This window comes from Leisingera methylohalidivorans DSM 14336 (assembly GCF_000511355.1).
Classification (GTDB): domain Bacteria; phylum Pseudomonadota; class Alphaproteobacteria; order Rhodobacterales; family Rhodobacteraceae; genus Leisingera; species Leisingera methylohalidivorans.
Map to the genome: position 1 here is coordinate 2,655,043 of NC_023135.1, position 18,629 is coordinate 2,673,671.

The following is an 18,629-nucleotide window of genomic DNA, read 5'->3' on the forward strand; positions in this document are numbered from 1 at the left end:
GGAGTGGCACAAATGATCAGAACCGCTGCAATTTTCGGCATTCTTCTGGCCGCGGCCGCCTGTGAACGGGAAGCCGGCCGTGAGTTGAACCGTGCGGGGGACTTTGGCGAGTCGACCCTCAGCAATGCAGCGGTGATGAGCGGCGAACGCAGTTTCGCCATTCAATTGGCCAGCCGGTTCGCCAAGGAAGTGCCCACCACCATCAACTTCGACTTTGACAGCGCCCGGCTGGATCAGACAGCACGGTCGGTCCTGGACCGCCAGGCAGTCTGGATCCGGCAATTCCCCGAAGTGCGCTTCCGCGTCTTCGGCCACACCGACGCGGTCGGCAGCAATGCCTATAACAAATCCCTTGGCCTGCGCCGGGCCCGCGCGGCTGTGACCTATCTGGTGTCCCGCGGCATCAGCCGCAGCCGGCTGGAAGCAGTGGTCTCCTATGGTGAAACCCAGCCGCTGATCCCGACGCCGGAGCGCGAACGCCGCAACCGCCGGACGGTGACCGAGGTCAGCGGTTTCCTCAAGCGCCACCCGACGGTGCTGGACGGGAAATACGCCCAGATCATCTATCGCGAATATCTGGAAAGCGCGGTTCCGGGCACCACCCTGACCGCACAGCAGTCGCTGGAGCGCACGCTGCAGTAGCCAGATTCCGCGATCCGTTGATTACGAAGTAGTAACAATTCCCCAGATTTGGGGATTTTTGGCCCCAATATCGCCTAGATTGCCACCGACATTGTTTCCAAGAGGCGGACTGTGCCCAAAGCCCGGTCTGCCCATGTGAACAAGGATGATGGCGATGAGCAGCGGAATGCCGCAAACAGAGATACCTGCGATTGTTGCCTGCACGATCAGCCGCGACGTGCAGAATTTCGACCTCCTTATCGAAGACATGGAAGCCGCCCTGGGAGAGGCCTGGGGCGATCTGGGCTTTACCGAGGCGCTGGCTTTCTTCGGCCAGACCGAGGCAGAGCCGCTGCAGTTTGTGGCGCTGGCGATCGACAGCGCCGATGAGGGCGATCTGCCGCTGATGGGCGAAATCATCAGCCAGGCCAAAGTGCGCGGCATCAAGGTGATCCTGATCGCCGAGGACGTGACCCCGGCAGTATTGCACACGCTGCTGCGCCAGGGCGCGGACGAATTTGTTCCCTACCCGCTGCCTGAACAGGAATTGCAGGCTGCCATCGATCGGCTGCAGGCGCCGGAACCGCAAGTTGCGCAGAATCCGCACCAGCTTCAGTCCGGCAGCCAGCGCGAAGGCGCAGTGATTGTCTGCCACGGATTGGCCGGCGGCACCGGATCGACCACCATGGCTGTCAACCTGGCCTGGGAGCTTGCCGCGCTCAGCGAACATGACGAGCCCACCGTGTGCCTGCTGGATCTGGATCTGCAGCACGGTTCGGTCTCGACCTATCTGGACCTGCCCCGCCGCGAGGTGGTGATGGAAATGCTCGGCGAAACCGACAGCATGGACGAAGACCTGTTCGGCCAGGCGCTGCTGCCGTTCCAGGAAAAACTGCAGGTTCTGACAGCACCGTCCGAGCTGGTGCCGCTGGATCTGCTGTCGCCCGAGGATATCACACGGGTGATCGAGATGGCGCGCAGCCACTTCGACTTTGTTGTCGTCGACATGCCCCATACGCTGGTGCAATGGTCCGAAACCGTGCTGCACATGGCGCATGTCTACTTTGCGATGATCGAACTGGACATGCGCTCGGCCCAGAATGCGCTGCGCATGAAGCGGGCGCTGCAGTCCGAGGATCTGCCGTTCGAGAAACTGCGCTTTGCATTGAACCGGGCACCGAAGTTCACCGATCTTGCCGGTAAAAGCCGGGTCAAACGGATGGCCGAATCCCTAAGCATCTCCATCGACCTGCAGCTGCCCGATGGCGGCAAGCAGGTTCTGCAGAGCTGCGACCACGGGCTGCCGCTGGCCGTTTCGGCAGCAAAGAATCCCTTGCGCAAAGAAATTGCCAAGCTTGCAGCCTCGCTGCACGCATTGGGCCGTAGTGAAGCCGAAGCCGCCTGAGCGGCTGAACCTGGGGTGAGTTGATGTTTTCCAAGTACAAAAAGCAGTCGGCCAAACCTGCCGCGCCTGCGCCCGCGCCGGATGCGGCGGCAGCCACTGCCGCGCCTGCTGTCAGTCTGCGGCGGCCGGTCCAGCGCAAAGCAGCCGAAGCGCAGCCGATGGACAAGGAGCGCAAGCGCAAGGAGCGTTTGGGCGAAATCAAGATTCAGCTGCACCGGGAGCTTCTGGAAAACCTGAACCTGGCCGCGCTGGAACGCGCAGGCGAGGCGGAACTGCGGTCTGAGATCGCGACCATCGCGACCGAGATTCTGGCCGAAAAAAGCATCGTCCTGAACCGCGAAGACCGCCAGCAGCTGAACAAGGAGCTGTATGACGAGGTCACCGGCCTTGGCCCCCTCGAGGCGCTGCTGCAGGACGACACGGTCAGCGATATCCTGGTCAACGGGCCGCAGCAGATTTTTGTCGAACGCGACGGCAAGCTGCAGATCAGCGACATTACCTTCAAGGATGAGAAGCATCTGATGCGGATCATCGACAAGATCGTCTCGGCTGTGGGCCGCCGGGTTGATGAATCCAACCCATATGTGGACGCCCGCCTCGCCGACGGCTCGCGTTTCAACGCCATGGTCCCGCCGGTTGCGGTGGATGGCTCGCTGGTATCGATCCGGAAGTTCAAGAAGGACAAGCTGGGGATCGACGATCTGGTGAATTTCGGCGCCTTCACCGAAGAAATGGCCGCCTATCTGCAGGCCGCCGTGTCAACCCGGCTGAATATTATCGTCTCGGGCGGTACCGGTTCGGGTAAAACCACCACGCTGAATGCGCTGTCCAGCTTCATCGACAATGCCGAACGGATTCTGACGATCGAAGATACCGCGGAACTGCAGCTGCAGCAGACCCATGTGGGCCGGATGGAAAGCCGCCCGCCCAACGTCGAGGGAAAGGGCGAGGTCTCGCCCCGCGACTGTCTGAAAAACGCCCTGCGGATGCGCCCCGACCGCATTATCGTCGGCGAGACCCGCGGCGAGGAAGTCATCGACATGCTGCAGGCCATGAATACCGGCCACGACGGCTCGATGACCACGATCCACGCCAACTCTGCCCGTGACGGGATTTCGCGTCTGGAAAACATGATCGCCATGGCCGGCATCGAAATGCCGATCAAGGCCGTGCGCAGCCAGATCGCCTCGGCGGTGAACCTGATCGTGCAGGCCTCGCGCCTGCAGGACGGCTCGCGCCGGATGACCTCGATCACCGAGATCACCGGGATGGAGGGCGACGTGATCTCGATGCAGGAAATCTTCCGTTTCCAGCGGGTCGGGCTGACCCCGGACAACAAGATCATCGGCCATTTCACCGCCACCGGCGTGCGCAGCCACTACTCTGAGCGCTTCCGCTTGTGGGGGTTCGATCTGCCGCCATCGATCTATGAACCCAACGTGATGGAGGCACGCTGATGCAACTGAGTGCCGAACCGCTTATCTATGGCTTGATCTTCTTCGGGGTTCTGGCCCTGGTCGAAGGTCTGTATCTTTTAACCTTCGGAAAATCGATCAGCCTCAACAGCAAGGTGACCCGCCGGCTGGAGATGATGGAGAAGGGCGGCAACCGTGAACAGGTTCTGGACCAGCTGCGCAAGGAGCTGGGCCAGCATGCCAAATCGCAATCGATCCCGCTCTATTCGCTGCTGTCGGAACGTGCGCAGAAAGCGGCGATTGCCTTTTCACCCAAGCAGCTGATCCTGATTATGGCCGCCTTGGCCGCCATTGCCTTTACCGGCCTCAGCATCGGCACTTCGGCCCCCCTGCCCGTCCGGATCCTGGGGTCCGTCATCATCGGCGTCGGTGCGGTGTTCTTCTGGGTCAACAAGAAAGCTGCGAAGCGGATGGCCATGATCGAAGAGCAGCTGCCGGATGCGGTGGAGCTGATGGTGCGCAGCTTGCGCGTCGGCCATCCCTTCACCTCAGCCGTGCAGATCGTCGCCAATGAGGTCGAGGACCCGCTGGCGACCGAGTTCGGCATCATCTCCGATGAATGCGCCTATGGCCGCGATGTGGGTGAATCGCTCAAGGAAATGGCCGAACGGCTGGACATGCAGGATATGCGCTTTCTGGCCGTTGCCGTCACCATCCAGCAGCAATCGGGCGGCAACCTGGCCGAAGTTCTGGCAGGTCTGGCCAAGGTGATCCGCGCCCGGTTCCGCCTGTTCCGCAGGGTCAAGGCCATCACCGCCGAGGCCCAGTGGTCGGGTAAGTTCCTGTCGGGTTTCCCGCTGTTCTGCCTGATCGGTATCCTGGTCAAGGATCCCAACTACTATGACGGCGTGCTGGACCATCCCTGGTTCATCCCCGCCTGTTTCGCGGTGGGTGCCATGCTGACAGCCAACCTGATCGTCATGCGCGTTTTAACCAACATCAAAGTATAAGGAGGGGGCCGTGGAATTTCTGACCGGAATAAACGATTACCTGACATCGCAATTCGGCGAGTTCGGCCCGCTCCTGGCGCTTGGCATTGCCGGGCTGTTCATGATCTTGCTGGCAGTTCCGCTGCTGCTGAACCAGCCCGAGGATCCGCTGAAGAAGCTGCAAAAGAACATCGCGCCCGAAACCCGGAACAAACCGCAAAAGCAGCGGCTGCGCCAGGCTGACCGCAACGAGCAGCTGCAGAAATTCGCAGGTTTCCTGGAACCGCAGAACGAAGACGAACTGTCTGCGATGGAACTGAAGCTGCGCCAAGCCGGGTATCACTCCAAGGACTCGGTGCGCCTGTTTCATTTCCTGCAGTTCGCTTTCGGCATTCTGGGCCTGCTGGCCGGGCTGTTTTTTGTTTATGTGCTGAAGGCCGATATCGACTATGACAGCCAGCAGATGGCGCTCCGCATCATCGGCCCCGGTGCGGCCGGCTACATGCTGCCGAAATACTGGATCACCCGCCGGATTGAAGAGCGCAAGCAGAAGATCACCGAAGGGTTCCCGGACGCGCTGGACATGATGCTGGTCTGCGTCGAGGCCGGCCAGTCGCTGGACCAGGCCATCGTGCGCGTCGCCTCGGAACTGCACGCCTCCTACCCCGACCTGGCCGGAGAATTCGAGGTGGTCGCCCAGGAAATGAAGGCGGGCAAGGAAAAGGACAAGGTCCTGCGGGACATGGGCACCCGCTGCGGGGTGCAGGATATTTCCTCCTTTGTGACCGTGATGATCCAGTCCGCCAGCTTCGGCACCTCGATTGCGGACGCCCTGCGGGTCTATGCCGGGGAAATGCGCGACAAGCGTGTGATGCGCGCGGAAGAGGCCGCAAACAAGTTGCCCGTGAAGATGACCCTTGCCACAATGGGCCTGACAGTCCCGCCGCTGCTGATCATTCTGGTCGGCCCGTCGGTGCAGGGCATCATGAACATGGGCAACTGAGGCAACCGAACATGAACTCACCAGGACGGGCCGGGCCGGGCCGTCTCCGCCGTGCTTTTGCCGCCGCCAGCGTTGTTGCGCTGGCGGCGGCTTGCGCGCCGGGCGGGCTGAAGCAGGATAAGGGCAGCCCTTGGGCGCCAGGCGGCAATCACCGCCAGCAGGCTGAGGACGGCCTGGTGGTCGGCCACCGGCTGATGGCCGCCGGCGAGCATGAACTGGCGCTGGACGCCTTCACCCGCGCCGCGCTGGACCACGGGCTGACGGCCGAGGTTATGTCCGGCATGGGCAGTGCCAAACTGGGCCTCAGGCGGCTGGGCCAGGCGGAGGAGCTGCTGCGCCAGGCGGTGGAAGCGGATGACTCCTGGCCTGAACCGATGAACAACCTGGGTGTTGCGCTGATGGAGCGCGGCAAAACCGCCGAAGCGGTGCAGGTGTTCCAGCGCGCTTATGCGCTTGACAATGGCGAAAGTGACGCAATCCGCGATAATTTACGCCTTGCTCTCGCAAAGCTTGAAAATCCCGCGCATACTGACTCTCAAAAACAAGATTATAAATTGGTGCGGCAGGGCGGCGGCAGCTACCTGATTCGCCAAGCACCATGACAGAGGCAGAGCAGTATAAAGGACGCACAAATGCGCCAGCAGATTTTTCTATCCGCTTCTCTGGCAGGGGCGCTTGTCCTGTCGGCCTGCGCGGAGAAAGCCGATGAAACCGTGGAACGGGCGTTTCAGGAAGTGAATGTCATCGATGAGAGCAATCTCAACGATGTGATGCTGACCGTGGCCGACCCGAACGAGGCGGTTGCCCATTTCCAGCGGACCTTGAAAGGCAGCCCGGACCGGATTGAACTGCAGCGAGGACTGGCGCACTCCCTGATCCGTGCCAAGCGCACCACCGAAGGCACCGCCGCCTGGAAGAAAGTGGTGTCCATGAAAGGCGCCACCAGCGCGGACCATGTGCAGCTGGCAGGCGCATTCGTGCGCAGCGGTGAATGGGACGCGGCCAAAGCAGAACTGGATCAGGTCCCCCCCACCCATGAAACCTACGAGCGCTACCGGCTGGAGGCCGTAGTCGCCGATGCCGGCAAGGACTGGAAGCGCGCCGACAGCTTTTATGAAATTGCCACCGGGCTGACGACCAAACCCGCCAAGGTCATGAACAATTGGGGCTACTCCAAGCTGACCCGCGGCGATTTCGCCGGCGCCGAGCGGCTGTTCGGCGAAGCGATCCGCCAGAATCACGGCCTGTTCACGGCCAAAAACAACCTGGTACTGGCCCGCGGCGCGCAACGCAATTACACCCTGCCGGTGATCCCGATGGATCAGACCGAACGCGCACTGCTGCTGCACACGCTGGCGCTGTCGGCTGTGAAGCAGGGCGACGTCAAGGTTGGCGAGAACCTGCTGCGCGAAGCAATTGACACCCACCCGCAGCATTTCGAGGAAGCGTCGCGCTCGCTGTCGGCGCTGGAGAACGGCTGATCCATGCAGTTCCCGGCTCATGCTGCCCTGTGGTTCCTGCCTTTTGTACTGCCGCTGTGCTACACAGTGGCGCTGACGGATCTGCGTGGCATGCGCATTCCCAATTGGGCGGTAGATGTGCTGGCGCTGACCTATGCAGCCGTCGGCGCGGCTGTCATGCCCAGCTGGGCGGATTACGGCTGGCACCTGCTGCACCTGCCGGTCGGCATCGGCCTGGGCTACTTGTTCTACGCTGCCGGTGCTGTGGGCGCGGGCGACGCCAAATTTGCGGGCGCCGCGGCCCCCTACTTTGCGCTTGGCGACCTGCGGCTTTTGATGATCATCTTTGCCGCCACCCTGCTGGCGGGGTTCACCGCCCACCGGATCGCCAAATACACCCCCCTGCGCCAGCTGGCGCCGCAATGGCAAAGCTGGGACACCGGCAAAAGCTTCCCGATGGGCCTGTGCCTTGGCGGCACCCTGGCCCTTTACCTGGTGCTGGCGGCGCTGTTCGGCAGCTGACGGCCTCCGCCGGGCAAAACTGCACTGGAAATCCGCCGCCTCCGCGGAATTGCTGCAGCTCTGCCCCGCTGTTGCCACAGTCCTGAATAGTCTGTTTCCTTGAACGCCCCCGCCGCCGGGGCACGGATCCGATCTCAGGGACAGGCATCGCCATGAACATGCAGAACCTCACCGTAATGGCCCCGCCCGCCCCCAAGGGGCTGGCGCAGATGCAGCTGCCGCTGGTGATGATGCGGGACATCCTGCTGAAGACCATCTTCCGCAAGAACGTGGAGACCGTCACGGAAATCGCCGAGGCAGTCTGCCTGCCCGCCGCCGTCACCCAGGAACTGGTGGATATCGCCCGCGAGCAAAAGCTGCTGGAGGCCACCGGCACGCTCAACGCCAACAGCGGCAACGAGATGGGCTACCAGCTGACAGATGCTGGAAAATCGCGGGCGCTGGATGCGCTCAGCCAATCGGAATACTTCGGCGCCATGCCGGTGCCGCTGGATGTCTACCGCGAGCAGGTGAAACGCCAGTCGATCCGCAACATCCAAGTGTCCCGCGACCAGCTGACCAATGCGATGGGGCATCTGATCCTGCCCAGCAGCCTGCTGGACCACCTTGGCCCGGCCGTCAGCGCGGGCCGCTCGATCCTGATGTACGGCCCGCCGGGCAACGGCAAGTCTTCCATCTCCAACGGTATCCGCGATGCGCTGGGGGACCACGTCTATGTGCCGCGCGCCATTGAATACTCGGGCCAGGTGATCACGGTCTATGACCCGATCGTCCACACCGAAGTCGCGCAGGAGCCGGAAGACCCCAACGCGTTGCGCCGCCGCCGCCGGTTCGACGAACGCTACGTCATGTGCCAGCGCCCCACCGTGATCACCGGGGGCGAACTGTCGCTGGACATGCTGGATCTGGTCTATAACCCCACGGCGCGCACCTATCAGGCGCCGCTGCAGCTGAAATCTACCGGCGGCATTTTCATCGTCGACGACCTTGGCCGCCAGGCGGAACCGCCGCAGTCGCTGGTCAACCGCTGGATTGTGCCGCTGGAGGAAAGCAAGGACATCCTGGCCCTGCAGTCGGGCGAGAAATTCGAAGTGCCCTTTGACACGCTGGTGATCTTCTCCACCAACTTCCACCCGAACGAGATTTTCGACCAGGCCGCCCTGCGCCGGATCTTCTTCAAGATCAAGATCGACGGCCCGGACCAGGAAAACTACCTCAAGATCTTTGCCATGGTGGCCCGCAAGAAAAGCATGCCGCTGGACGAAACCGCACTGGTGCATCTGCTGAAGAAGAAATACCCGACGATCGGCAACGTCTATGCGAACTACCAGCCGGTTTTCCTGATCGACCAGATCATTGCGATCTGCGAATTTGAGGGCATCCCCTATCAGATGTCCCCCGAGCTGATCGACCGCGCCTGGGCCAACATGTTCGTCATGGACGAGGAGATCGTGAAGTAACTCCGCCGGGAAACAGGCGGCAGCATGAGTTTTCGAAAACTCTTGCCAAAACTTTTCGAAAAGTGTTGGGCCTTCCCCTAAAAGGAAGGGATGAGCAAACTTCCCGAGGTCATTCAAGACTGGTTTACCGCCCGCGGCTGGTCGATCCACCCGCATCAGCACACCATGCTGGAGCGAGCGGCGGAATCTTGCACCCTGCTGATCGCCCCCACCGGCGGCGGCAAGACCATGGCCGGCTTTCTGCCCACGCTCGCCGATCTTGCGGAAAACCCTCACGACGGGCTGCACACTCTCTATATCTCACCGCTCAAGGCCCTTGCAGCGGACATCAAGCGCAACCTGCGCACCCCGGTCGAGGATATGGCCCTGCCCATCCGCATCGACGACCGCACCGGCGACACGCCGTCTTCCCGCAAAAGGCGCCAGCGCGCCGATCCGCCGCATATTCTGCTGACCACACCGGAAAGCCTGGCTCTGCTGATCTCCTACGAGGATGCAGCCCGCAACTTCAACGGCCTGAAGCGGGTGGTGGTGGACGAAATCCACGCGCTGGCCGAAAGCAAACGCGGCGACCAGCTGATGCTGGCACTGGCCCGGCTGCAAACGCTCTGCCCTGATCTGCGCCGGGTGGGCCTGTCGGCCACCGTGGACGACCCGCAGGCCATTGCCGGCTATCTCGCCCGCCACCCGGACCCCTGCGGGATCGTGCTGGCCGATCCCGGCCCGCCCCCCGACATCCGCATGCTGGACACCGAACAGGCGCCGCCCTGGGCCGGCGGCGGCGCGGCCTACGCCATCCCGGCGGTGATGGAGCAGATCAAGGCGCATAAAACCACACTGATCTTCCACAACACCCGCGCCCAGGCCGAGATCTTCTTTCACAACCTCTGGCTCGCCAACGACGGCGCCCTGCCGATCGGCATCCACCACGGTTCGCTCGACCGGGTCCAGCGCGAACGGGTCGAGGCCGCCATGGTCCGCGGCGAACTGCGTGCCATCGTCTGCACCGGCTCCCTGGACCTCGGCATCGACTGGGGCGATGTGGATCTGGTGATCCAGATCGGCGCGCCGAAAAACGTCAAACGGCTGGTGCAGCGCATCGGCCGCGCCAACCACCGCTACAACGCGCCGTCCAAGGCGTTGCTGGTGCCTGCGAACCGTTTTGAGGTGGTTGAGTGCCGCGCCGCGCTCGAAGCGGTACGCGCGGGTGATCTGGACGGCGGGCCCCGCGGCCCCGGCCCGCGCGACGTGCTCTGCCAGCACATCCTGATCGCCGCCTGTGCCGGCCCCTTCGACGCCGGCGCGCTTTATGCCGAAATGACCCGGGCCGGTGCCTATGCCGCCCTCTCCCGCGCCGGGTTCGATGCGTGCCTGGACTTCTGTGCCACCGGCGGCTACGCGCTGAAGGCTTACGATCAGTGGCAGCGCTTGCTGCAGCGCCCGGACGGCAAATGGCAGCTGCGCGACCCGCGCGCCGCCGCCCGCATCCGCATGAACCTGGGCACCATCCAGGACACCGGCTTGGTCAAGGTCCGCCTCAAGCGCAGCCGCGGCGGCAAACCGCTGGGCGAGATCGAGGAGGCCTTTGCCGCCACCCTCACCCCCGGCGACACCTTCCTGATCGGCGGCCAGACCGTGCGATACGAGGGCCTGCGCGAAATGACTGTCGAGGTCACCCGCACCCCCGGCAGAAAGCCGAAGATCGCGGTGTTCTCCGGCACCAAATTCGCCACCTCCACCCAGCTCAGCGCGCGCATCCTGAAGATATTCAAACAGGACAGCTGGCCCAACCTGCCCCGCCACACCGCCGAATGGCTGGAGCTGCAGCGCGCGGTTTCCGAACTCCCCCGCGCAGGGTCTCTGCTGATCGAAAGCTTCCCCCGCGACGGGCGCGAGCAAGCCTGCATTTACGGCTTTGCAGGCCGCAACGCGCAGCAGACGCTGGGGCTGCTTCTGACCAAGCGGATGGAGGAGCTTGGCCTCGATCCGCTTGGCTTTGTCGCCACCGACTACGCCACCCTGATCTGGGGACTGGAACCCCTGACCGACCCGGCCCCGCTGTTCGATGTCACTGCCCTGCGCGAGGGGCTGGACGGCTGGCTGGCCGGCAACGCGGTGATGAAACGCGCCTTCCGCGGCGCCGCAACCATCGCCGGGCTGATCGAACGCAACACACCCGGGCAGCGCAAGAACGGGCGCCAGGCGGCGTTCTCCTCTGACATCCTCTATGACACCCTCAGAAAGTACGATCCGGACCATCTGCTGATCGGCATCACCCGCGAGGAAGCCTTGCGCGGGCTGGTGGACTTTGGCCGCATTGAGGAGATGCTGGCGCGGATAAAAGGCCGGATCACCCTGCGGCGGCTGCAACGGATCTCTCCGCTCGCCGCGCCGCTGTTGCTGGAGGTTGGCAAGATTCCGGTCAAAGGCGCAGCAGAGGAAAAGCTGCTGCAACGCGAGGCCGAAGCGCTGATGCGGCAATCCGGGCTGGACCGGCTGGGTCAATAACACTTGCCTGTTCCGTCCGCACGGCTAAGACCGCAGTATGACCGGATTTGATTTCATCCTCGCCGGCGCCCGCCTCACCGCGCTCGGCTCCGGCGCGCTCTGGTGGGCGGAGCACCGCCTGCTCTGCGTCTCCGACCTGCATCTGGGCAAATCCGAACGCCACGCGCGGCGCGGCGGCAGTGCCCTGCCTCCTTACGAAGGGCGCGATACGCTCACCCGCCTTGATAAACTGGTTGCAGACCTCAATCCGGCAACCGTGGTCTGCCTCGGCGACAGCTTCGACGATAACGCCGCCGCGGCGGCATTGCCGGAAGCCGACAGGAACCAATTCCAGGACCTGATGCGACACCGCCGCTGGATCTGGATCGAGGGAAACCACGACCCCGCCCCTACCGGGCTTGGGGGGGAGCATCACGCAACCCTCCCGCTGGGCCCGCTGACCTTCCGCCACATTGCCGCGCCGTCAGCGGATGCCGAAGTGTCCGGCCACTACCATCCTAAAGCCCGGGTCCGCAGCCAGTCCCGCCCGGCCTTTCTGCTGGACGCTTCCCGTCTGATCCTGCCGGCCTTCGGCACCTATACCGGCGGTCTGCGCAGCACCGATCCGGCCCTCACGTCACTGATGGCGCCGAACGCCCTGGCCATTCTGACCGGCCCGCGAGCCCTGCCGGTACCGATGCCCCGCTAAGTGGCGCAGCGTCATGGCCCTGTGATGGCCCCGCCTGTTCTATGCATGGCCGCAGCAAAAGAAGGACCTTCGAAATGACCGACCGCATCCGCAGCAGTTTCGCCCGGCAAAGCATGATGCAGACCTTCGGTGCCGAAATCGACAGCATCTCGCCCGGCGAAGTGGTGATCAGCGCCCCGATCCTGCCCGGCAGCCGCCAGCAGCATGGCGTGGCCCATGCGGCGCTGAGCTTTGCTCTCGGCGACACGGCCGCAGGCTATGCCGCGCTGACTATGATGCCCGAGGACTGCGAGGTGATGACGGCGGAGATGAAGATCAACCTGCTGGCTCCCGGTGCCGGAGACCGCCTGCGCGCTACCGGAAGGGTCATCAAACCAGGACGCCGTCTGGTCATCGTCACGGCGGAGGTCCACGCCGTTTCAGCAGACGAGGAGAAGCTGACCGCCCTCCTGCAAGGCACGATGGTGCCGGTGACGGCCTAAGGTCTGCCAGCTCCCCTCTTTCCCAAAAATACACCCGCCGGAGGCGTCCGGCGGGAGCAAATCTGTCAGGCGTTCAGCGGTCTGCGCCGGGTCAGGCGGTCAGGCCTTCGGGTTCCTTGAGGCCGTGGGCGCGGCAGGCCGCGGTGACGGTGTTGGCAAGCAGGCAGGCGATGGTCATCGGGCCGACGCCGCCCGGCACCGGGGTGATGGCGCCCGCGCGCTCGGCAGCGGAGGCAAAATCAACGTCGCCGACCAGCTTGGTCTTGCCGTCGCGCTCGATGCGGTTGATGCCGACGTCGATCACGGTCGCACCCTCCTTGATCCAGTCGCCCGGCACCATTTCCGGACGGCCGACGGCCGCCACCACGATGTCGGCGCGGCGCACCACATCGGGCAGATCCTTGGTGCGCGAATGCGCGATGGTCACGGTGCAGCTGTCGCCCAGGAGCAGCTGCGCCATCGGCTTGCCGACGATGTTGGAGCGGCCGATCACAACCGCGTCCATGCCCGACAGCGAACCATGGTGGTCGCGCAGCATCATCAGGCAGCCCAGCGGCGTGCAGGGCACCATCGATTTCTGGCCGGTGCCCAGCAGGCCGACGTTGGAGATGTGGAAGCCGTCCACGTCCTTCTCCGGCGCGATCGAATTGATCACCAGATCCTCGTTCATGTGCTTCGGCAGCGGCAGCTGCACCAGGATGCCGTGGATCGAGGGATCGTTGTTCAGCTGCTCGACCACCGCCAGCAGATCCGCCTCGGAAGTATCCGCATCCAGCTTGTGCTCGACCGAGTTCATGCCGACCTCGACGGTCTGCTTGCCCTTGGAGCGCACATAGACCTGGGAGGCCGGGTCTTCGCCGACCAGAACCACCGCCAGGCCGGGGGTGATGCCGTGTTCCTCTTTCAGCCGCGCCACATGCTCAGCCACCTGGCCGCGCACCTTGGCCGCAAAGGCCTTGCCGTCAATCAATGTTGCTGCCATTTGATCTCTTCCTCTTTGCCGCAGGCCTGAGACCTGCCTACTCTTCCCGGATCACCCGCGCCTCGCGGGCAATCGACCACTCCACCAGCTGCCGCCACAGGTGCCCGGCCAGATCGGGGTCCAGCCCCTGTTCCGCGGCCGCGGCGCGGGCATTCAGCACCACTTCCTCGACCCGTTCCGGGATCCGCGCCGGCCAGCCGTTTGCCTGCTTCAGCGCAATCGCCCGGTCGATGTATCCGGCCCGCTCGGCCAGCAGCGCGATCAGCTCCCGGTCGAGATGGTCGATCTGAAGCCGGAGGCTTGCCATATCACTGCAGGCATCTGGCGGGGTGCGTGTGCTCATGTCTTAAAACTCTCACGGCCCGGGATGGGACCCGGGCCGTGAATGTCGCATATCGCCGTTTAGAACAAGCCTTCGATCTGGCCGTCGTCATTCAGGCGGATGGTTTCCGACGCCGGTTTGCGCGGCAGGCCCGGCATCGTCATGATCTCGCCGCAGACCGCCACGATGAAGCCGGCACCGGCGCTGAGGCGCACTTCGCGCACCGGCACCGAATGGCCCACCGGCGCACCGCGCAGCGACGGGTCGGTCGAAAAGGAGTACTGGGTCTTTGCCATGCAGACCGGCAGATTGCCGTAGCCAGCCTCTTCCCATTCCTTCAGCTGGTTGCGGATCTTGTTGTCCGCCAGCACCTCGTCGGCGCGGTAGATGCGCTTGGCGATGGTGTCGATCTTGTCGAACAGGGACATCTCGTCGGGGTAGATCGGCGCAAAGTTGGCCTGGCCCGCATCGACGATTTCCACAACCTTCTCGGCCAGCGGCGCCGAGCCTTCCGAACCCAGTTCCCAGTGGCGCGACAGCACCGCCTCGACGCCATGGGTGGCGGCATAGGCTTTGACAGCCTCCACTTCGGCATCGGTGTCGGTGACGAAGTGGTTGATCGCAACCACAACAGGAACACCGAAGGATTTGATGTTCTCGATGTGGCGGCCGAGGTTGGCGCAGCCCGCGTTGACCGCGTCGACGTTCTCGTCGCCCAGGTCCGCCTTGGCAACGCCGCCGTTCATCTTCATCGCCCGCACGGTGGCCACCAGCACCACCGCGGAGGGGGCGATGCCTGCCTTGCGGCATTTGATGTTCATGAACTTCTCAGCACCCAGATCGGCGCCGAAACCGGCCTCGGTCACCACGTAGTCGGCGACTTTCAGGGCGGTCTTGGTGGCGATCACCGAGTTGCAGCCGTGGGCGATGTTGGCGAACGGGCCGCCGTGCACAAACGCCGGGTTGTTTTCCAGGGTCTGCACCAGGTTCGGCTGCATTGCGTCTTTCAGCAGCACGGTCATCGCGCCTTCGGCCTTGATGTCGCGGCAGTAGACCGGGGTCTTGTCGCGACGGTAGGCCACGATGATGTCGCCGAGGCGCTTTTCCAGGTCTTTCAGATCGTTGGCGAGGCACAGAATCGCCATCACTTCCGAGGCCACGGTGATGTCAAAGCCGGCTTCGCGCGGGAAGCCGTTGGAGACGCCGCCCAGGGACGCGGTGATCACCCGCAGGGCGCGGTCGTTCATGTCCACAACCCGGCGCCAGGCGACGCGGCGGGTGTCGATGTCGCACTCATTGCCCCAGTAGATGTGGTTGTCGATCATCGCCGACAGCAGCGAATGCGCCGAGGTGATGGCGTGGAAGTCGCCGGTGAAGTGGAGGTTCATCTCCTCCATCGGCACCACTTGCGCATAGCCGCCGCCTGCAGCGCCGCCCTTCATGCCGAAGTTCGGGCCGAGGGAGGCTTCGCGGATGCAGATCATCGCGTTCTTGCCGATCCGGTTCAGACCGTCGCCCAGGCCCACGGTGGTGGTGGTCTTGCCTTCGCCCGCCGGGGTCGGGTTGATCGCGGTCACCAGGATCAGCTTGCCGTCTTCGCGGTCCTGCACCGAGTTGATGAAGGACTGGGACACCTTTGCCTTGTCGTGGCCGTAGGGCAGCAGATCGCTGTCCGAAATCCCGATCTTCGCACCAATCTCCTGGATCGGTTTCTTCTGCGCTTCACGCGCAATCTCGATGTCACTCTTGTAGCTCATGGCAAGGTTCCCGCTGAGTTGGTATACAATCGCCGGCACAAGAATGCCGGTTTCGCGATAGACTTAGCCAATATGCGGCAAAACACGCGCGTGATTTCCGACATTATCCTGCCTTGAAGCGGCGTAGGGTCTTTCGCAGCCCCGGTCACGGTTCCTTAAAGGAAACGCTTTCCCTTAAAAGAAGAAATTCACGGCGCCCAGGCGCGCTGATCCGGCACAAAGAGAGTGAGTTCACTGCCCAGTTCCAGGCTCCCCGGCCGTTCCACCCAGGCGGTGATTCCCCGGCGGTTCTGCGCTGCCGGCTTGAAACGGGCGCCATATCCGCCGTGAGCTTTTTCAATCTCCCGCCCCGGCAGCACGCAGGGCCGGTTTTCCATATCAACGGTCAGGGTCGCCCCGCCCGGCCCTTGCAGCCGGGACCCGGGCGGCACGAAGGTAAAGTCCGGGATGCCGCGCAGGACGATTGTGGCGCCCAGATGGGCAGGGTCGACCCGCTGCATCCCCATATCCGCGGCGATCCGCGCCAGCTCCTCCTCGGACAGGACCGTCAGCTGGCGGACATTGCGGATTTCGGTGCCTTCCGGATACAAGTTGCGGACCCGCACACAGGAGGCGCGGGTTTCCCCTTCGTGGCGTTCGCCGGCAATGCCGGAAAACCCCAGCTGCAACCGGTCAGCCGGTTCAGCCCGCAGACCATGGCCCGCAGGCACCATGCCCAGCCAGGTGATTTCGCCTTTGAAGCCGCTGTCCCGCAATACCGGCATTGCCTGTTTCTCCTGCTGAAGATGATCAATCCCCGCGGACGCTACACGCTTGGCCAGCGGCTGCCAGCGGGAAATCGTCGGCAGACCCCGGGTTTCGGGGGACGGGACCGGCGCAGCGCGCAAAAGGACCGGAGCGCCAATGCGATCCGATCCGGGCGGGGGCCGCGCAGGCAGCAAAGCTGGCTGCGCGGCCCCCGCCGCCCTGCCAAAATAAAACGTCCCGGAAACCGCTGCTGGTTTCCGGGACGTTTCAATCTCAATTTCGGATCCTTACGCCGTCGGCTCGGGCTCCATGCCGCCTTCCGGCGGCGTTTTTTTCGGCTTGGCCTTGGGAATTGCGGTGACCGAGGCATTGCCCTCGTCCTCTCCGCCGTCCTCGTCATCGCCCGCCTGCGGCGGCTCGCCGTTCATGACGCGCTTGATCTCCTCACCGGTCAGCGTCTCGTACTCCAGCAGCCCCTCCGCCAGGCGTTCCCATTCCTCTTTATGGCCGCTGAGGATCTGGAATGCGCGGTCATAGCCTTCCTTGATGAAGCGCTTCACCTCCTCCTCGATCATCTCCTTGGTATGGGCAGAGACCGAGAAGCCGGCGGTGTTGCCCGAGTAGCCTTCATGCGCCTCGGCATAGTCGATATTGCCGACCTTGTCGGACATGCCCCAGCGCATCACCATAGCGCGGGCCAGCTGGCTGGCCTGCTGGATATCCCCGGCCGGGCCGTTGGAGACATGGTCATCGCCATATTTGATGATTTCGGCCGCCTTGCCCGCCATGGTCATCGCCAGCTTCTGCTCGCACTCGCTCTTGTGCCAGTTCAGCCGGTCCATTTCCGGCAGCGACACCACCATCCCCAGCGCACCGCCGCGCGGGATGATCGTGGCCTTATAGACCGGGTCGCATTCCGGCAGCTTCAGGCCGACAACAGCATGGCCGGCCTCGTGGTAGGCGGTCTTTTCCTTCTGGTCCTGGGTCAGCACCATCGAGCGGCGCTCGGCCCCCATCATCACCTTGTCCTTGGCCGATTCGAAATCTTCCATGGTGACAAAACGGCGGCCGACACGTGCCGCCATCAGCGCCGCCTCGTTGACCAGGTTGGCCAGATCCGCCCCCGAGAAACCGGGGGTGCCGCGGGCGATGATGCGCAGATCCACGTCAGGACCCAGCGGCGTCTTGCGCGCATGCACACCCAGAATCTTCTCACGGCCTTTGATATCGGGGTTGCCGACGGTCACGTTGCGGTCAAAACGGCCAGGACGCAGCAGGGCCGGGTCCAGAACATCCTTGCGGTTGGTTGCCGCCAGAATGATCACGCCTTCATTGGCCTCGAAACCGTCCATCTCGACCAGCAGCTGGTTCAGCGTCTGCTCGCGTTCGTCATTGCCGCCGCCATAGCCGGCGCCGCGGTGGCGGCCAACGGCGTCGATCTCGTCGATGAAGACAATGCAGGGCGCGTTTTTCTTGGCCTGCTCGAACATGTCGCGGACGCGGGACGCGCCGACGCCGACAAACATTTCCACAAAGTCGGACCCGGAAATGGTGAAGAAAGGCACACCGGCCTCGCCTGCGATGGCGCGGGCCAGAAGCGTCTTACCGGTGCCCGGAGGACCGACCAGCAGCGCACCCTTGGGGATCTTGCCGCCCAGACGCGAGAATTTCTGCGGGTTGCGCAGGAATTCGACGATCTCTTCCAGCTCTTCCTTGGCCTCGTCGATGCCGGCCACATCGTCGAATGTCACGCGGCCGTGCTTTTCGGTCAGCATTTTTGCCTTGGACTTGCCGAATCCCATGGCGCCGCCTTTGCCGCCGCCCTGCATCCGGTTCATGAAATAGATCCAGACACCGATCAGCAGCAGGAAGGGCAGCAGCGTGACCAGAAAGGACTGAAAGCCCGACTGCTGCTGCTTTTCAGCGCGCACCGGGATGTTCTTGTCGATCAGAAGCGCTGTGACTTCGGCATCGGCCGGTTTGATGGTGACATAGTTCTGCCCATCGGTCGTGGTGTAGCGCACCTGTTCCCCGTCCAGTGTGACGGTGCTGACCTTGCCGGTCTCAACCGAGCTGACGAAGTCCGAAAAAGTGCGTTCACGGCTCTGCATCGTGCTGCCGGAACCGCTGAACAAATTGAACAGCGCCAGAATCAGCAGAAACAGAACAACCCAGAAGGCGATATTGCGAGCGTTGCCCAAGGAAAGTTCTCCCTATCAGATAGGCGTACCACACGGGCCGCCTGCGTTGTGCTTAAAATAAGGATCA

Annotated in this window: 17 protein-coding genes; 12 read left to right on the top strand and 5 right to left on the bottom strand. The window is 63.4% G+C overall.

Going from position 1 to position 18,629, the window contains the following annotated elements:
• Positions 1–12 precede the first annotated feature (12 nt).
• From METH_RS13180 to METH_RS13235, 12 genes are all read left to right on the top strand, one after another.
• Positions 13–642, top strand: coding sequence for an OmpA family protein (locus METH_RS13180; protein ID WP_024090973.1), 630 nt, complete (start codon positions 13–15; stop codon positions 640–642).
• A gap of 154 nt (positions 643–796) precedes the next feature.
• The gene (locus tag METH_RS13185; RefSeq protein WP_024090974.1) at positions 797–2,026 is read left to right on the top strand and encodes a CpaE/TadZ family protein; all 1,230 of its coding nucleotides are present in this window, start codon (positions 797–799) and stop codon (positions 2,024–2,026) included.
• Positions 2,027–2,049: 23 nt separating this feature from the next.
• A complete protein-coding gene (locus tag METH_RS13190; RefSeq protein WP_024090975.1) occupies positions 2,050–3,483 on the top strand; it encodes a TadA family conjugal transfer-associated ATPase in 1,434 nt (477 codons plus the stop codon).
• Entirely contained in the window at positions 3,483–4,451 is a 969-nt protein-coding gene (locus tag METH_RS13195; RefSeq protein ID WP_024090976.1) for a type II secretion system F family protein, read from the top strand. Before METH_RS13190 ends, METH_RS13195 begins: the two co-directional genes overlap by 1 nt.
• A 10-nt stretch (positions 4,452–4,461) precedes the next feature.
• Positions 4,462–5,433, top strand: a complete 972-nt coding sequence (locus tag METH_RS13200; RefSeq protein WP_024090977.1) for a type II secretion system F family protein — start codon at positions 4,462–4,464, stop codon at positions 5,431–5,433.
• 11 nt (positions 5,434–5,444) lie between these two features.
• Complete coding sequence (locus METH_RS13205) at positions 5,445–6,035, top strand: tetratricopeptide repeat protein (protein WP_024090978.1); 591 nt, start codon at positions 5,445–5,447, stop codon at positions 6,033–6,035.
• Between the two features lie 30 nt (positions 6,036–6,065).
• A complete protein-coding gene (locus METH_RS13210; RefSeq protein ID WP_024090979.1) occupies positions 6,066–6,914 on the top strand; it encodes a tetratricopeptide repeat protein in 849 nt (282 codons plus the stop codon).
• A gap of 3 nt (positions 6,915–6,917) precedes the next feature.
• Positions 6,918–7,415: a prepilin peptidase gene (locus METH_RS13215; RefSeq protein WP_024090980.1), complete on the top strand. Its 498-nt coding sequence runs from the start codon at positions 6,918–6,920 to the stop codon at positions 7,413–7,415.
• A gap of 152 nt (positions 7,416–7,567) precedes the next feature.
• Positions 7,568–8,875: an ATPase gene (locus tag METH_RS13220; RefSeq protein ID WP_024090981.1), complete on the top strand. Its 1,308-nt coding sequence runs from the start codon at positions 7,568–7,570 to the stop codon at positions 8,873–8,875.
• A gap of 90 nt (positions 8,876–8,965) precedes the next feature.
• Positions 8,966–11,383 (top strand): ligase-associated DNA damage response DEXH box helicase, encoded by a 2,418-nt coding sequence (locus tag METH_RS13225; protein ID WP_024090982.1) that lies wholly within the window; start codon positions 8,966–8,968, stop codon positions 11,381–11,383.
• Positions 11,384–11,420: 37 nt separating this feature from the next.
• Positions 11,421–12,071, top strand: a complete 651-nt coding sequence (gene pdeM, locus METH_RS13230; RefSeq protein WP_024090983.1) for a ligase-associated DNA damage response endonuclease PdeM — start codon at positions 11,421–11,423, stop codon at positions 12,069–12,071.
• A gap of 74 nt (positions 12,072–12,145) precedes the next feature.
• Entirely contained in the window at positions 12,146–12,553 is a 408-nt protein-coding gene (locus METH_RS13235; RefSeq protein ID WP_024090984.1) for a PaaI family thioesterase, read from the top strand.
• A gap of 91 nt (positions 12,554–12,644) precedes the next feature.
• Here METH_RS13235 and folD read toward each other — a convergent pair whose 3' ends face one another.
• The 5 genes from folD to ftsH all read right to left on the bottom strand — a co-directional run bounded on the left by folD (position 12,645) and on the right by ftsH (position 18,562).
• Positions 12,645–13,535 (bottom strand): bifunctional methylenetetrahydrofolate dehydrogenase/methenyltetrahydrofolate cyclohydrolase FolD, encoded by an 891-nt coding sequence (gene folD, locus METH_RS13240; RefSeq protein ID WP_024090985.1) that lies wholly within the window; start codon positions 13,533–13,535, stop codon positions 12,645–12,647.
• A gap of 37 nt (positions 13,536–13,572) precedes the next feature.
• Positions 13,573–13,878: a chorismate mutase gene (locus METH_RS13245; protein WP_024090986.1), complete on the bottom strand. Its 306-nt coding sequence runs from the start codon at positions 13,876–13,878 to the stop codon at positions 13,573–13,575.
• A 59-nt stretch (positions 13,879–13,937) separates the two neighbouring features.
• Positions 13,938–15,614, bottom strand: coding sequence for a formate--tetrahydrofolate ligase (locus METH_RS13250; RefSeq protein WP_024090987.1), 1,677 nt, complete (start codon positions 15,612–15,614; stop codon positions 13,938–13,940).
• Positions 15,615–15,802: 188 nt separating this feature from the next.
• Complete coding sequence (locus METH_RS13255) at positions 15,803–16,378, bottom strand: MOSC domain-containing protein (RefSeq protein ID WP_024090988.1); 576 nt, start codon at positions 16,376–16,378, stop codon at positions 15,803–15,805.
• A 270-nt stretch (positions 16,379–16,648) separates the two neighbouring features.
• Positions 16,649–18,562, bottom strand: coding sequence for an ATP-dependent zinc metalloprotease FtsH (gene ftsH / locus METH_RS13260; RefSeq protein WP_024090989.1), 1,914 nt, complete (start codon positions 18,560–18,562; stop codon positions 16,649–16,651).
• Between the last annotated feature and the right edge of the window lie 67 nt (positions 18,563–18,629).